Source organism: Pseudomonas sp. Root569 (genome assembly GCF_001427465.1).
GTDB lineage: Bacteria > Pseudomonadota > Gammaproteobacteria > Pseudomonadales > Pseudomonadaceae > Aquipseudomonas > Aquipseudomonas synxantha.
Genome location: NZ_LMGQ01000025.1, coordinates 18,510 through 35,153 on the forward strand (window position 1 = coordinate 18,510; position 16,644 = coordinate 35,153).

The 16,644-nt window shown below is 60.2% G+C and carries 9 protein-coding genes; 5 read left to right on the plus strand and 4 right to left on the minus strand.

All coding sequences use genetic code 11. The annotated features are described in order from the left end of the window. Window positions 1–3: 3 nt before the first annotated feature. Window positions 4–1,254: a lipoprotein-releasing ABC transporter permease subunit gene (locus ASD70_RS20440; protein WP_056847304.1), complete on the minus strand. Its 1,251-nt coding sequence runs from the start codon at window positions 1,252–1,254 to the stop codon at window positions 4–6. A 94-nt stretch (window positions 1,255–1,348) separates the two neighbouring features. Between ASD70_RS20440 and ASD70_RS20445 the strand changes: the two genes are divergently transcribed. Then, window positions 1,349–1,933, plus strand: a complete 585-nt coding sequence (locus ASD70_RS20445) for a PilZ domain-containing protein (RefSeq protein WP_046071504.1) — start codon at window positions 1,349–1,351, stop codon at window positions 1,931–1,933. Between the two features lie 43 nt (window positions 1,934–1,976). Further along, on the plus strand, window positions 1,977–2,699 hold the full coding sequence (locus tag ASD70_RS20450; RefSeq protein ID WP_046071503.1) for a glycerophosphodiester phosphodiesterase: 723 nt from the start codon (window positions 1,977–1,979) through the stop codon (window positions 2,697–2,699). Window positions 2,700–2,741: 42 nt separating this feature from the next. On the opposite strand, the gene sthA is transcribed toward ASD70_RS20450, so the two are convergent. Together sthA and ASD70_RS20460 are read right to left on the minus strand one after the other, a co-directional pair. Continuing rightward, entirely contained in the window at window positions 2,742–4,136 is a 1,395-nt protein-coding gene (sthA, locus tag ASD70_RS20455; RefSeq protein ID WP_056847305.1) for a Si-specific NAD(P)(+) transhydrogenase, read from the minus strand. Between the two features lie 450 nt (window positions 4,137–4,586). After that, the gene (locus tag ASD70_RS20460) at window positions 4,587–6,050 is read right to left on the minus strand and encodes a glyceraldehyde-3-phosphate dehydrogenase (RefSeq protein ID WP_043047491.1); all 1,464 of its coding nucleotides are present in this window, start codon (window positions 6,048–6,050) and stop codon (window positions 4,587–4,589) included. Between the two features lie 340 nt (window positions 6,051–6,390). Between ASD70_RS20460 and mfd the strand changes: the two genes are divergently transcribed. Genes mfd through ASD70_RS20475 form a run of 3 tightly spaced genes read left to right on the plus strand, consistent with a single transcriptional unit; the run spans window position 6,391 to window position 13,118 of the window. After that, window positions 6,391–9,840 carry a transcription-repair coupling factor gene (mfd, locus tag ASD70_RS20465; protein WP_056847306.1) on the plus strand — a complete coding sequence of 1,150 codons (3,450 nt, stop codon included), beginning with the start codon at window positions 6,391–6,393 and terminating at the stop codon, window positions 9,838–9,840. 11 nt (window positions 9,841–9,851) lie between these two features. Beyond that, a complete protein-coding gene (locus ASD70_RS20470) occupies window positions 9,852–10,418 on the plus strand; it encodes a CsiV family protein (RefSeq protein WP_046071500.1) in 567 nt (188 codons plus the stop codon). Window positions 10,419–10,427: 9 nt separating this feature from the next. Then, window positions 10,428–13,118: a DEAD/DEAH box helicase gene (locus ASD70_RS20475; protein ID WP_056847307.1), complete on the plus strand. Its 2,691-nt coding sequence runs from the start codon at window positions 10,428–10,430 to the stop codon at window positions 13,116–13,118. Window positions 13,119–13,219: 101 nt separating this feature from the next. On the opposite strand, the gene ASD70_RS20480 is transcribed toward ASD70_RS20475, so the two are convergent. Next, on the minus strand, window positions 13,220–16,525 hold the full coding sequence (locus ASD70_RS20480; protein ID WP_056847308.1) for a DEAD/DEAH box helicase: 3,306 nt from the start codon (window positions 16,523–16,525) through the stop codon (window positions 13,220–13,222). Window positions 16,526–16,644: the final 119 nt, after the last annotated feature.

Below are 16,644 nucleotides of genomic sequence, written 5' to 3' on the forward strand. Positions count from 1 at the left end.
GATTCACTCATAACGTAATGCCTGTGCTGGCTGGGTACGTGCCGCGCGCCAGGCTGGATACAGGGTGGCAAGGAAGCTCAGGACCAACGCAGCGCCGCCCACCATCAGCACGTCCTGGGTTTGCACCTGGGACGGCAGGTAATCGATGAAGTAGACGTCAGCGTTGAGAAACTTGTGGCCGATCACTTTTTCTAGCAGGGCGATGGCGGCGCTGACGTTCAACGCGGCGAGGATGCCCACCGCCGTGCCGATCAAGGTGCCGACCACGCCGATCACGGTGCCCTGCACCATGAAGATCGCCATGATCTGCCCCGGCGTGGCGCCCAGGGTGCGCAGGATGGCGATATCGCCCTTCTTGTCGTTCACCACCATCACCAGCGTGGAAATGATGTTGAAGGCAGCAACCGCCACGATCAGCAGCAACAGCAGGCCGATCATGGCTTTTTCCATGCGGATGGCCTGGTACAGGTTGCCGTGGGTGCGGGTCCAGTCGCGGGCATAGTACTGCGACTCGCCCAGGTGCTGGGCGATTTCCCAGGCGCCGCGCGGCGCATCGAACAGGTCATTGAACTTCAGGCGCAGGCCCTGCACCTGGTCCGGCTGCCAGCGATGCAGGCGGGCCAGGTCGGTGAGGTTGGTCAGGCCGATGTAACCGTCGATCTCGCCGGCGCCGACATGGAAGGTGCCAACCACGGTAAAGCGCTTCATGCGCGGGAACATGCCGGCCGGGGTCACGGTGACTTCCGGAGCGACGAAGGTCAGCTTGTCACCGACGCCCACGTCGAGCTTGGCCGCGGCCTTGTCGCCGATGACGATGCCAAAACTGCCGGGCGCCAGGTCGTCGAGCTTACCCTGCAGCATGAACCGGTCGATGATCGAGACGTTGCGCTCCTGGGCCGGGTCGATGGCATTGAGCAGAATCTTCTGCACCTTGCCGTCGTTGGTCAGCAACCCCTGCATCTGGGTAAACGGCGCAACGGCCACCACCTTGGGGTTCTGCTTGACCTTGGCGGCCAGGCTTTGCCAGTCATCGATGGGCGCGTCGCCCTCGATGGTCGCGTGGGGCACCATGCCCAGCACGCGGGTACGCATCTCATGATCGAAGCCGTTCATCACCGACAGCACCACGATCATCACGACCACGCCCAGGGCGAGACCGATCATCGAGGTCAAGGAAATGAACGACACAAAATGATTGCGACGCTTTGCACGGGTATAACGCGTGCCAATAAATACGAAGAGAGGTCTGAACATGTCGGGGCTTGTTCGGAGGAAAAGAAGACGTCCCGGTGGCGGGGTCTGGTAAGCAGCTTTACACTCAGACCATTACCGTAACCTGGGGTTCGCCATGTCGACATTAGATGAAGAAGAGCGCCGCGAATACTACCGTATCGACGACATGATCGCACTTCAAATCAGCACATTGTCTGGCCCCGAAGCGGCGAGCAAGGAAGTGTTGCTGGATGATTCGCCGCTGTTCAACCTGCTCAGCGAACTGCACCTGAGCGAATTCGAAGCCCAGCACCTGCTGCGCCAGATCAGCGAGAAAGACCGCAGCCTGGCGGCGTTCCTCAAGGTGCAGAACAAACGCCTGGACCTGCTCAGCCAGGTCATGGCCCGCGGCCTGCTCAATGAAGTAGGCGCGCCGCAACCGGTGATCCTTTCCGAGGGCGGCATCGACTTCCAGCACCCTACCCCGCTGGCACCCGACACCCACCTGGCGGTCAAGCTGGTGCTGATGCCCCAGGCGCTCGGCCTGTTGCTGCGCGCGCGGGTGACCCATTGCGACCCCAAGGGCGACAGCTTTGATGTGGGCACGGAATTCGAATCCATGACCGATGCCCAACGCCAGTTGCTGGCGCGCTATATCCTGCAGAAGCAGGCGCAGGAACGGCGCCTGGCACGGGAACAAAGCGACGCCCAAGACACCTGAATTCGTATGACCCCGCCAGCTCACCTGGCGCAAAGGAGCAACTGTGACCCTGATCTACGGCCACCGCGGTGCCAAAGGCGAAGCACCGGAAAACACCCTGACCAGCTTTCAGGAGTGCCTCAAGCACGGCGTGCGCCGTTGCGAACTGGATTTGCACCTGTCCATGGACGGCGAGCTGATGGTCATCCACGACCCGACCCTCAAGCGCACCGCCGACCGGCGCGGCAAAGTCGTCGAGTACTCGGCGGCCGACCTGGTGAAAATGGACGCACGCAAAGGCGGCCCGGGCTGGGTCACCCCGTGCCCGATCCCGCGGTTGGAGGAGCTGTTCGAAAAGTGCGACTTCGATCACTGGCAACTGGAAGTCAAAAGCGCCTCGCGCACCCGTGCTGCCACCACCGTGCTGGCAATCCGTGAAATGGCCGTGCGTTTTGGCCTGATGGACAAGGTCACCGTGACGTCAAGCTCGCGGGAAGTGCTCAAGGCGGCGGTCGAACTCACCCCGGACCTGTCACGTGGCCTGGTCGCCGAATATGCCTGGCTCGACCCGTTGAAGGTCGCGCAGAACTATGGCTGTGAATATTTGGCGTTGAACTGGACGCTGTGCACCCCTGAGCGGCTGGAAAAAGCCCAGCGCCAGGGCCTGCACGTGTCCGTGTGGACAGTCAACGAACCCGCGCTGATGCGCAGGCTCGCCGACTTCGGCGTAGATAGCCTGATTACAGACTTTCCCGGTTTGGCCACTGCCACCCTCGGGAATTACTGAAATCGGTCTCCCCGGCCGGCTCAGGCCACCGGCCGGAGCCGCTCAAAAAAGCCGGTTGAGGCCGTCGTAGGCGGCCACCCGATAGGCTTCGGCCATTGTCGGGTAGTTGAACGTGGTGTTGACGAAATACTTGAGGGTGTTGAGATCACCCGGCTGGCTCATGATCGCCTGGCCGATGTGCACGATCTCCGACGCCTGGTAGCCGAAGCAATGCACGCCGAGGACCTCCAGGGTTTCACGGTGGAACAGAATCTTCAGCATGCCTTGCGGCTCACCGGCGATCTGCGCACGTGCCATGCTCTTGAAGAACGCCTTGCCGACTTCGTAAGGCACCTTGGCCTTGGTCAGTTCGTGCTCGTTCTTGCCGATGGAGCTGATCTCGGGAATCGTGTAGATCCCGGTCGGCACATCGTTCACGTAGCGCCAGCTGCCATTGTCGACGATGCTGCCGGCGGCCGAACGGCCCTGGTCATGGGCGGCGCTGGCCAGGCTCGGCCAGCCGATCACGTCACCGGCGCCGTAGATGTTGGTCACGCACGTGCGGTAGTTCTCGTCCACCTCGATCTGGCCCCGGCTGTTGACCTTGACCCCGATGTTTTCCATGCCCAGCTTGTCGGTGTTGCCGGTACGGCCGTTGCACCACAGCAAGGCGTCGGCCTTGATCTTCTTGCCGGACTTGAGGTGCAGGATCACCCCGTTGTCCAGGCCTTCGACCCGCTCGTACTCCTCGTTGTGACGCACGGTGATGTTGTTGTTGCTGAAGTGGTAGCTCAACGCCTGGGAAATTTCCGAATCGAGGAAGCTGAGCAACTGGTCACGGTTGTCTACCAGCTCCACCAACACACCCAGGCCACTGAAGATCGATGCGTATTCACAGCCGATCACGCCGGCGCCATAGATGATCAGTTTGCGCGGGGTGTGGCCCAGGCTGAGGATGGTGTCGCTATCGTAGATACGCGGGTGGTGGAAATCGATGTCCGCCGGGCGATACGGGCGCGAACCGGTGGCAATGATGATGTGCTTGGCCACCAGTTTCTCGACCACGCCATTGGCGCAGACCACTTCGACGGTTTGCTCGTCGGCGAAGCTGCCGGTGCCGAAGAACAGGTCGACGCGGTTACGGGCGTAATAGCCGGTGCGCGAGGCGACTTGCTTGGAGATGACTTTTTCGGCGCTTTTCAATACGTCCGGGAACGAGAACCAACGTGGCTCGCCAATGGCCCGGAACATCGGGTTGGTGTTGAACTGCATGATCTGGCGCACGGAGTGACGCAACGCCTTGGACGGGATGGTACCCAGGTGGGTGCAGTTGCCGCCGACCTGGCGACGGCTATCGACCATCGCCACCTTGCGCCCTGCTTTGGCAGCGTTCATCGCCGCACCTTCTCCAGCTGGGCCGGAACCCAGTACCACCACGTCATAGTTGTAGACAGCCATGCGTACTCCTCAGAACAGGCCAGGCGTACGGTTGGACGCCGGGCTAAATCATGCCGCGGCCAGCGGTCATGAAGGACAATTTGGCTCAAGTGTGTGAACCGGGGCACAGTCTATAGAAGGCCGAGCGCGGCGAACATTAACCCTTGGTCGCGTCGTAGGCCAGTGTTGCCATACTACAGGACGCAAATCAGCGCCGAATTCAGGATGAGCCAGTATGCGACAACTATTTTTTTCTCCGATAGTTTAAGCGACGAGCTCCTCAATCACTGATACACACCCTCCACTGTAGGAGCGAGCTTGCTCGCGAAAAACCTGAGTACCACGCGTTAAACCAGAAGCGCTGCGTCTTCGTTGATGGTTTTCGCGAGCAAGCTCGCTTCTACAGGTCCACATATGCCAGACACAAAAACGCCCCGAATAAGTCGGGGCGTTTTCATTCAGCGCTAAGGCTTAGCGCGGAAACGCAGGCGGGTTGACCCCAGCCATGTCTTCCATCACGCGAACCACCTGGCAGCTGTAGCCGAACTCGTTGTCGTACCATACGTACAGCACAACGCGGTTGTCCTGGGTGATGGTCGCTTCAGCGTCCACCACACCGGCGTGGCGCGAACCAACGAAGTCGGTGGAGACCACTTCCTGGGAATTGACGAAGTCGATTTGCTTGTGCAGATCGGAGTGCAGCGCCATGTAGCGCAGGTACTCGTTCATCTCTTCGCGGGTGGCGGCTTTCTCAAGGTTGAGGTTGAGAATGGCCATCGACACGTTCGGCGTCGGCACGCGGATCGCGTTACCGGTCAGCTTGCCGGCCAGCTCAGGCAGGGCCTTGGCAGCAGCGGTGGCAGCACCGGTCTCGGTGATCACCATGTTCAACGCGGCGCTGCGACCACGGCGATCGCCCTTGTGGAAGTTGTCGATCAGGTTCTGGTCGTTGGTGTAGGAGTGAACGGTTTCAACGTGGCCGTTAACGATACCGAACTTGTCATTCACAGCTTTGAGCACCGGCACGATGGCGTTGGTGGTGCAGGAAGCGGCGGACACTATCTTGTCGTCAGCGGTGATTTCAGCGTGGTTGATACCGTGCACGATGTTCTTGAGCTTGCCTTTGCCAGGCGCGGTCAGCACAACGCGGTCGATACCCGGGCAAGCCAGGTGCTGGCCCAGGCCCTCGGCATCACGCCATACACCGGTGTTGTCCACCAGCAGGGCGTCCTGGATGCCGTACTGGGTGTAATCCACCTCAGTCGGGTTCTTAGCGTAGATCACCTGAATCAGGTTACCGTTGGCAGTGATGGTGTTGTTTTCTTCATCGATGGTGATGGTGCCGTTGAACGAACCATGTACCGAATCGCGACGCAGCAGGCTGGCGCGTTTGGTCAGGTCATTCTCGGCGCCTTTGCGCACCACGATGGCACGCAGGCGCAGGCCGTCGCCGCCACCGGTTTTCTCGATCAGGATGCGCGCCAGTAGGCGGCCGATACGCCCGAAGCCGTACAGCACCACGTCGGTGCCCTTGCGAGGTGCGGCGTTTTGCTGGCCAACCACATCGGCCATTTCTTCACGCACGAACTGCTCGGCGCTACGGCCGGCGCCTTCCTTGCGGAACTTGTAGGCCAGCTTGCCCAGGTCTACCGAGGCCGCGCCGAGCTTGAGCTCGCTCATGGCCTTGAGCAGTGGGAATGTTTCGTGGACGGAGAGTTCGCTGTCGTCGGCGGAGCGATGGCGCGCAAAGCGGTGCGCCTTGAGAATCGCGATGACAGACTGGTTGATCAGGCTGCGGCCATAGATCGAGCTCACCACATTGTTATTGCGGTACAGCTGGCCGATAAGCGGAATCATCGCTTCTGCGAGTGCTTCACGGTCGATCCATTCACCAAGACACTGGTCGGGCTTCTGAGTCACGGGAACCTTCCACATGTAGGGGCTGAAAAAAGGGGCTACATTATGTCGCCCGACTGCACGATGAGCAATGCGCGAGGGGCAACAAAAAGCCCTTGCAAAAAAATACTACCGCGCTACAGCCCAGGAAATACGCGGGTTCCAGAAGGCCACTAGTTGAGCGGGCGGGCCGACTTGTCCGTAACACTCCTAAACATTCGCGCTTTTTGGCACTACATATTGAGTCAAAACCCGGCATTGTTTGTCTTAGCCACTACATTTCCTACAAACCGTAATAGGCACAGTCAGCAACTGACAGGCGGCACCTCGGGCCGTTACAATTACCGACTTTGTCGCAACGCTTGGAGCTCAACCTTCCGTGCCCGTTCTGCGTCTACCGCTTCTCCCTGCCGCGGCAGGTAAACAGCACTGGGGCAACCTGCCCGGTGCCGCCCTGAGCCTGGCCATAGCCGAGGCTGCCAGCGCAGCCAAGCGCTTTACCCTGCTGCTTACCGCCGACAGCCAAAGTGCCGAACGGTTGGAGCAGGAGCTGAGCTTCTTCGCCCCGGATTTGCCGGTGCTGCATTTTCCCGACTGGGAAACCCTGCCCTACGACCTGTTCTCGCCGCACCAGGACATCATCTCCCAGCGCATCGCCAGCCTGTACCGCCTACCGGAACTGGCCCACGGCGTGCTGGTGGTGCCGATCACCACGGCCCTGCATCGCCTGGCGCCGACCAAGTTCCTGCTCGGCAGCAGTCTGGTGCTGGATATCGGCCAGAAGCTCGACGTAGAACAGATGCGCACGCGCCTGGAAGCCAGCGGCTACCGCTGCGTCGACACGGTGTACGAGCACGGTGAGTTCGCAGTGCGCGGCGCCCTGATCGACCTGTTCCCGATGGGCAGTAAGTTGCCGTATCGCATCGACCTGTTCGATGACGAAATCGAGACCTTGCGCACCTTCGATCCGGAAAACCAGCGCTCCATCGACAAGGTCGACTCGATCAAGCTGCTGCCGGCGCGGGAGTTCCCGCTGCAAAAAGACGCGGTCACCCGCTTCAAGGCGCGCTTTCGTGAACGCTTTGACGTGGACTTCCGCCGCTGCCCGATCTTCCAGGACCTGAGCAGCGGGATTACCCCGGCCGGTATCGAGTACTACCTGCCGTTGTTTTTCGACGAAACCTCCACCCTCTTCGATTACCTGCCCCAGGACACCCAGGTGTTCTCGTTGCCGGGCATCGAGCAGGCGGCGGAAAACTTCTGGAACGATGTGCGCAACCGCTACGAAGAGCGCCGCGTCGATCCGTCTCGGCCTTTATTGCCGCCCGCAGAACTGTTCCTGCCGGTGGAAGACTGCTTCGCCCGTCTGAAAAACTGGCCGCGTGTAGTTGCCAGCCAGCAGGATGTGGACGCCGGCAGTGGCCGTGAGCGCTTCCCGGCGGGGATGCTGCCGGACCTGGCGATCCAGGCCAAGGCAACCCAGCCGCTGGAAGCGCTGTCCAATTTCCTTGGCGACTTCCCCGGTCGCGTGCTCTTCACCGCCGAGTCCGCCGGGCGCCGCGAAGTGCTGTTGGAGCTATTGGAACGCCTGAAACTGCGGCCGAAGACGGTCGACAGCTGGCCGGATTTTGTAAATAGCAAAGAGCGCCTGGCGATCACCATCGCGCCGTTGGACGAGGGCTTGTTGCTGGACGACCCGGCCCTTGCCTTGATCGCCGAAAGCCCGCTGTTCGGCCAGCGTGTGATGCAGCGCCGTCGCCGTGAGAAGCGCGCAGACGCCAACAATGATGCGGTGATCAAGAACCTCACCGAACTGCGCGAAGGCGCGCCGGTGGTGCATATCGACCACGGCGTCGGTCGCTACCTGGGCTTGCAGACCCTGGAGATCGACAACCAGGCCGCCGAATTCCTCACCATGGAATACGCCGAAGGCGCCAAGCTCTACGTGCCGGTGGCCAGCCTGCACCTGATCGCCCGCTACACCGGCAGCGACGACGCCCTGGCACCGCTGCACCGCCTGGGCTCCGAGACCTGGCAGAAAGCCAAGCGCAAGGCTGCCGAACAGGTGCGCGACGTGGCTGCCGAGTTGCTCGACATCTATGCCCGCCGCGCGGCCCGCGAAGGCTATGCCTTCGCCGACCCGAAAGCCGACTACGCCACCTTCAGCGCCGGCTTCGCCTTCGAAGAAACCCCGGACCAGCAGACCACCATCGAAGCGGTGCGCGCCGACATGCTCGCGCCCAAGCCGATGGACCGCCTGGTGTGTGGCGACGTGGGCTTCGGCAAAACCGAAGTGGCCATGCGCGCAGCCTTCATTGCGGTACACGGCGGCAAGCAAGTGGCGATCCTGGTGCCCACTACCCTGCTCGCCCAGCAGCACTACAACAGCTTCCGCGACCGCTTTGCCGACTGGCCGGTGACCGTGGAGGTGATGAGCCGCTTCAAGTCCGCCAAGGAAGTAAACGCCGCCATCGCCGATTTGGCCGAGGGCAAGATCGATATCGTCATCGGCACCCACAAACTGCTGTCGGACGATGTGAAGATCAAGAATCTGGGCCTGGTAATCATCGACGAAGAACACCGCTTCGGTGTGCGTCAGAAAGAACAGCTCAAGGCCCTGCGCAGTGAAGTCGACATTCTTACCCTGACCGCCACGCCGATTCCGCGCACGCTGAACATGGCGGTGTCGGGCATGCGCGACCTGTCGATCATCGCTACGCCGCCGGCGCGTCGCCTGTCGGTGCGCACCTTTGTGATGGAACAGAACAAGAGCACGGTCAAGGAAGCACTGCTGCGCGAACTGCTGCGTGGCGGCCAGGTTTACTACCTGCACAACGATGTGAAGACCATCGAGAAATGTGCCGCCGACCTCGCCGAGCTGGTGCCCGAAGCACGCATCGCCATCGGCCACGGGCAGATGCGCGAGCGCGAACTCGAGCAGGTGATGAGCGACTTCTACCACAAGCGCTTCAACGTGCTGATCGCCTCGACCATCATCGAGACCGGCATCGACGTGCCGAGCGCCAACACCATCATCATCGAGCGTGCCGACAAGTTCGGCCTGGCCCAGCTGCACCAGCTGCGCGGGCGCGTCGGGCGCAGTCACCACCAGGCGTATGCCTACCTGCTCACACCGCCGCGCCAACAGATCACCTCCGATGCGGAAAAGCGCCTGGAAGCGATCGCCAACACCCAGGACCTGGGTGCCGGCTTTGTATTGGCCACCAACGACCTGGAAATCCGTGGCGCCGGCGAACTGCTCGGTGATGGCCAGAGCGGCCAGATCCAGGCAGTCGGCTTCACCCTGTATATGGAGATGCTCGAACGCGCAGTGAAAGCCATCCGCAAGGGCGAGCAACCGAACCTCGACCAACCCCTGGGCGGCGGCCCGGAGATCAACCTGCGCCTGCCGGCGTTGATTCCCGAAGACTACCTGCCGGATGTGCATGCACGGCTGATCCTGTACAAGCGCATTGCCTCGGCGACTGACGAAGAAGGTCTCAAGGACCTGCAAGTGGAAATGATCGACCGCTTCGGCCTGCTGCCGGAACCGACCAAGAACCTGGTGCGCCTGACCCTGCTCAAGTTGCAGGCCGAGCAGTTGGGGATCAAGAAGGTCGACGCCGGGCCGCAAGGTGGGCGTATCGAATTCGAAGCGCAGACGCCGGTAGACCCCTTGGTGCTGATCAAGCTGATCCAGGGCCAGCCCAACCGCTACAAGTTCGAAGGGGCTACGCTGTTCAAGTTCATGGTGCCGATGGAACGTGCCGAAGAACGCTTCAATACCCTGGAGGCGCTGTTTGAGCGCCTCCTTCCGAAATCCCCTTGAAGGACGCCGCCATGCGCCTGTTCCGCATTCTGAGCCTGTTGTTGGTGGTACTCGCGCCTTCGGCATTTGCCGACAGCCCGTACCAGGTGGAAATGATCCTGGTGCGCCAGAATGCGGAGCCGGTGATCAACAGCCGCGCCGCCCCGGAAAACTGGGACGGCGGCGCCCAGCGCCTGGGCGAGCGGCTGAGCCCGCCGCGCCTGGGCAACATCGTCGAAAAATTGCGCGCCGACTCCAACTACACCGTGCTCGCGCACAAGGCCTGGGAACAGAATCTGGGCGAGCAGCCGGTAAAGATCGCGATCACCGACGGCCAGGAGCAATTCGGCCAGTTTCCTATCGAGGGTGTGTTGAGCCTGCAATTGGGTCGTTTCACCGACATCGATGCCGATTTCTGGATCAACCAGTTCGACGGCAACGGCAGCGTGATCGCCAGTGAACACCTGGCGCAGAAAGACGTACGCACCAAGAACAACCAGCTTAATTACCTGGACGGCGGCCACCTGGCGTTGTTGATCAAGATCACCTCGCTGACCGCCAAGCCGCCCAGCGCACCACCGCCCGACATGCAGGACTGATCCAGCGCCATGCCCCTCACTTCGCCTCTGACCAAACCCCTGGCCCCTTCGTGGGCCAATCGCTTCAAAGAGCAGAGCCTGGAGCGCGGGCGGCGTTACGCACTGGAAAACCGCGTGCGTATCGTCGAGTGCGGTGACAGCACCATTACCGCCAGTTGCGAAGGCTCCGGCGGTAACGTCTATCGGCAAACCATCTCGTTGCGTGAGTCGGCCAAGGGCCTGCTGATCCTGGTGGATAGCCGCTGTACCTGCCCGGTGCACACCAACTGCAAACACATCGCGGCGGTGCTGCTCAAGGTTCAGGAAACCCTGGCCTACCCGGCGGCAACCCAAGATGCGCAACTGCTGGAAAAACTCCAGGCCGTGCTGGATAACCGCGTGGTCCTGCCGCAGGTGGTCATGGAGGACGTGCGGCCCGTGCCGCGCCTGTGGCTGGCCAGCGTCGAGTTCAGCGCGTTCGAACCGCGCAACGGCAAGATGCAGCGCTATATCCAGCACCGTGCGGCACTGTCGTTCAACTACCTGGGCAATTACGTCAGTGGGCAAAAGAACGCCGATATCATCGTGCGCCAGGACACCCAGAGCCTGCGAATCAAGCGCCATCCCGAGCAGGAACAAGCCTGTCGCGAACAACTGCGCTTGCTGGGTTTCAAGATCGCCACGCGCCAAAGCAAGGCCTTGCCTGAAAGCGCCGGCGAGCTGTTCGAGATGGTCAATGACAGCGCCTGGCTGAACTTCACGCTCAACTCATCGCCGACGCTGCGGGCCGAGGGCTGGGAGCTGCAAATCGATGAAGACTTCGGTTTCGACCTGAGCCCGGTGGACGACTGGTACGCCAGCGTCGATGAAGCGCCGGAGCGTGACTGGTTCGACCTGGAGTTGGGCATCATCGTCAATGGCGAACGGTTGAGCCTGCTACCGATATTGCTGAACCTGATGCGCTCCCACACCGAGATCCTCAATCCGGAAAAACTCGCAAGGCGCCGCGATGATGAACTGATCCTGGTGAATATTCCCGGGCTGCCCAACGGCCACGGCCCGCTGCAAGTGGCGCTGCCCTACGGGCGCTTGAAGCCGGTGCTGGCGACTCTCGGCGAGTTCTACCTGCAGGAAACCGGCACCACGACGTTGCGCCTGGCCAAGGCCGACGCGATCAGGCTCAACCCGCTGGAAGACCTGCCGTTGCAATGGGAAGGCGGCGAGAAGATCCGCAACTTCGCCCAACGCCTGCGGGACATCAAGGACTTCACCTGCGTCGCGCCCGAGGGACTGAACGCAACCTTGCGCCCCTATCAACTGGAAGGCTTGAGCTGGATGCAGTCACTGCGACAGCTGGAAGTGGGCGGGATTCTCGCGGACGATATGGGCCTGGGCAAAACCCTGCAAACCCTGGCGCATATTCTCACCGAGAAAATCGCCGGGCGCCTTGATCGGCCCTGCATGGTCGTGATGCCCACCAGTCTGATTCCGAACTGGCTCGATGAAGCTGCGCACTTCACCCCGCAACTGCGGGTGCAGGCGCTGTACGGCGCAGGGCGCAAGAAACACTTCGCCAACCTGCACGACTACGACCTGCTGCTGACCACTTATGCCCTGCTGCCCAAGGACATCGACACGCTCGCCGCCCTGCCCTTGCATGTATTGATCCTGGATGAAGCGCAGTACATCAAGAACCCGTCCAGCAAGGCCGCCCAGGCCGCACGCGAGCTGAACGCCCGCCAGCGCCTGTGCCTGAGCGGCACGCCATTGGAAAACCACCTGGGTGAACTGTGGTCGCTGTTCCATTTCCTGTTGCCGGGTTGGCTGGGCGACGTGAAGAGCTTCAACCGTGATTACCGCGTGCCGATTGAAAAACGCGCCAGTGACGTGCGCTTGCAGCACCTCAACGGTCGGATCAAACCGTTCCTGCTGCGCCGCACCAAGGAACAGGTGGCGACCGAACTGCCACCCAAGACTGAGATCATCCACTGGGTCGACCTCAACGAGGCCCAGCGCGACGTGTACGAAACCATGCGTCTGGCCATGGATAAAAAAGTCCGCGACGAAATCACCCGCAAGGGCGTGGCCCGCAGCCAGATCATCATCCTTGAAGCGCTGCTCAAACTGCGACAAGTGTGCTGCGACCTGCGTCTGGTCAACGACGCCACTCTGCCGGCGCGTGGCAGCAGCTCGGGCAAGCTCGACAGCCTGATGGACATGCTCGACGAGCTGTTTGCCGAAGGCCGCAGGATTCTGCTGTTCTCGCAGTTCACTTCGATGCTGAGCCTGATCGAAATCGAACTGAAAAAACGCGGGATTGCCTACGCATTGCTGACCGGCCAGACCCGTGACCGACGTACACCGGTGAAGGATTTCCAGAGCGGCAAGTTGCAGATCTTTTTGATCAGCTTGAAGGCCGGTGGCGTGGGTTTGAACCTGACCGAAGCCGACACGGTGATTCACTACGACCCGTGGTGGAACCCGGCCACGGAAAACCAGGCCACCGACCGTGCGTATCGCATCGGGCAGGAAAAGCCAGTGTTTGTGTACAAGATGATTGCGCGGGGCACGGTGGAGGAGAAAATCCAGCACCTGCAGAAGGAGAAGTCCGACTTGGCGGCAGGCGTGCTGGATGGGCGTACCACTGGGGATTGGCAGTTGGGCAATGAAGATATTGAGGCGTTGTTTGCGCCGTTGCCCAACAAGCAAGAAAAGCGCTGACTGTTACATCGCCATCGGGGGCAAGACCCCTCCCACATTTGTATGTATTTACAATTCAAAGTGCGTGAGGGGACTTGCCCCCGATGGGTGCGCCGTGGTGCTTAGCCAGGCAAGGGCGCAAACAGCGCCTCAATATCCCTCTGCTCCAGCTTCCAACCCGCACCGGCGCCACCTTGCAGCACTCCATCAGCCAATGCAGCCTTCTCCAACTGCAACGCCTGAATCTTCTCCTCGACCGTGCCCCGGGCAATCATCTTGTACACAAACACCGGCTTATCCTGGCCTATACGATAAGCCCGGTCGGTGGCCTGACTCTCCACGGCAGGGTTCCACCACGGATCGTAATGAATCACCGTATCGGCCGCCGTCAGGTTCAAGCCCGTACCGCCCGCTTTCAGGCTGATCAGGAATAATGGTGTCTTGCCGTCCTGGAAGTTCTTCACTGGCGTACGTCGGTCAAGGGTGTCTCCCGTCAGGATCGAATACTCAAGCCCACGCTGCTTGAGCTCTTCTTCAATCAACGCCAGCATCGAGGTGAATTGCGAGAACAACAAAATCCGCCGCCCCTCGCTGAGTAACTCTTCCAGCATCTCCATCAGGCTGCCCAACTTGCCAGTGCCGGCCTTGACAGCTTTAGTCACCGGCGCAGATTTGACCAGGCGCAAGTCACAGCACACCTGGCGCAGTTTGAGCAGTGCTTCGAGAATGATGATTTGGCTACGGGCCACGCCATGCCGACTGATTTCGTCGCGCACCTTTTTGTCCATCGCCACGCGTACCGTTTCGTAGACATCCCGCTGTGCGTCGCTCAGCTCGACCCAGTGGACGATTTCGGACTTGGGCGGTAATTCCGTCGCGACCTGCTCCTTTTTACGTCGCAACAGGAACGGTTTGATACGCGCGCTGAGGTGCTGCATACGCTGCGCATTACCGTGTTTCTCGATGGGCGTACGGTAATCACGATTAAAGGTTTTGCTGTCGCCCAACCAGCCCGGTAACAGGAAGTGGAACAGCGACCACAGCTCACCCAAGTGGTTTTCCAAAGGCGTACCGCTCAAGCATAAACGCTGACCGGCCTCCAATTGACGAGCAGCCTGAGCCGCTTTGCTGTTGGGGTTCTTGATGTTTTGCGCTTCGTCCAGGATCAGCACGCTCCAGCGCTGAAGCTGCAGGACTTCAAGGTCCCGCGGCAACAGTGCATAGGTGGTGAGTACCAGGTCGTAATCGGTCAAGCGCGTGAAGTCAGCCTGACGCTGCGCACCGTGCAGTGCCAGGACTTTGAGCTGTGGCGTAAAACGCGCAGCTTCGTCCATCCAGTTCGGGATCAAGCTGGTGGGCATTACCGCCAGTGCAGGCGCCTGTAAACGGCCAGACTGCTTTTCGCAGAGTAGATGGGCGAGCGCCTGCAGGGTTTTGCCAAGCCCCATGTCGTCACCCAGGATCCCGCCGACTTCCAGCTCGCGCAGGGTTTGCATCCAGTTCAGCCCTTCGAGCTGATAGCCGCGCAGTTCCGCGTTCAGGCCCCGAGGAGCCGGCACATGAACGTGAATGGAGTCTTTAAGGCGCTTGGCGAAATCACGCAGTCGCTCGCCGCCCTGCCAGACCAAGGGTAGTGCATCCAGATTACTGAGCCGTGCCGCATCCGGCGCACTCAGCCGCAGTGCATCGCCTTCTGGTGCACGCAGGTAGAGTTCGCCGAGGGTCGCCATCAGGGGTTTGATACGACCGTAGGGCAGCGCGACTTTGGTATGAGTGCGGGTGCCCAGACTGACCAACACGCGCTCTTGATCATCACGCTCGGCCATGTAGGCGGCGTCAAGCAGTTTGGGTTGACGACGCATCAAGTCTAATACGATTGGCAGCAGGCTGTGACGCTCGCCGTTGACCTCAATGCCCAGCTCAAGGTCAAACCACTCGTGGCCGGGCGACTCTTCGATGTCCGCGTACCAGCCGTCTACAGCCTCCACATCGTAATAAAACCCCGGATGGATGACGACGTCCCACCCTGCCTCACGCAAAACCGACAGCCCGCTCTCAACAAACGCCAGCCAGGCTTCATCATTGGGTAGATCGAACATCTCTCCTGCACTGGCAGGCAGCGCACGGGTTTTACGATTGACCGTTTTGAAGCCGATTTTTGTGAGCGTCTTGCGCAGGGCTTTTTCAGCCGCCGGCTTGCGTTGAATGCGCTGGGTTTCGGTGCCGTTGAGAAACAGGATGTCTTCAGTGCCCTTGCCGCTGACCAGGCTGGTGTCGTAACGGAAAGCCAAGGCAGCGCGGTGTTCCAGGATGGGCATTCGTCGATAGTCGGTCTGGCTGTAGACGTAGGATTCGTCGCTTCCCAAGGTGAGGCAGCCTTGTGGTTCCAGCGTATCCACGACGCGCTCGGTCAGCTCACGTGGCGGAGGAATGACTTGGGACACCACACTGAGCCGATGACTGAACATCGCCACCTGATCAGCTGGAATCACGGGCAGGCCACATAAATGTATCGCCAGGTTCTCATCCACCCCAGGCTCAAGCACGCCCAACTGCATGTTGCCCAAGTCCAGATAATGGAGCGGCTTGAGAGGCAATACTTCGTCCAGTTCACGACCATTGCTGAGCCATTCAGGACAATAATTGCCATCAGGCATCACGGCCCAATTGAAACGAGCGGCACGGACAGGCCCTGGGTTAAGCGCTAACCCAGCATCCAAATCAAAAAAAAGACGCTGGGTTTTCAACGCCAGCTGGAGTATTTCGGCGCCCGCCTCCCCCGTTAACTGAAAAGCGCTGCCGTAGCTTAGGTAAGGACGGCTCAACATGAGCAAGCGACCAAGCTTTATATCCAGCTCATGCATATAAGCGGGAGTACGCCGCAATATTTCATCCATCGAGTGCAGCGGCTTGATATCGCTGTAGTCACCTTTCTTCGTCACGCGTGCCCGATATACCTCTAGTGACCACCTCATTGAATAAGCATCGGGGGCGAGTTGATACAGCAAACAGGTACCAGTGTTCTTGTGTTGTACCTCATCCACAGGAGCGGGCTTGGGGATACTCTCAAGCCAGTTTTCGAGCTGCGGATTCAGACGGTCAGCCACCTGTTTTTTCGGTTCGTTCAGCTCGTCATACAGCGCGGTCAACGTAAACAAGGTTGCAGCGGCGTGCTTGCAATTGATCGCCACCGGGCAAGAACACACGCACCTGATGCCCGTCCAACGTGATGCTGCACCCTCCAGGGTAATCACCAGGTTATAGACATTACGGCCAGACCCCTTGCACTGTGCAATCAGTCTGCCCTGTCCGAATTCTTTTATCTCAAGACGATTTTCGCCAGCATACTCAAAGCCACGCTCCAGCGAGCGAGGGTCAAAGTATTCCTGCCAATCCAACTCGACGATACGTGCAATCAGGTCATTCATGGAGCAGAACTCTACAGCGGTCAGCAACGAGATTTAAAGCAGGGCGACTCCTACAAGGCGGTAAGAGATAGCTACAGCCATATTCAGACGCTTCTTACACCAAGCTTCTTAACAGCACA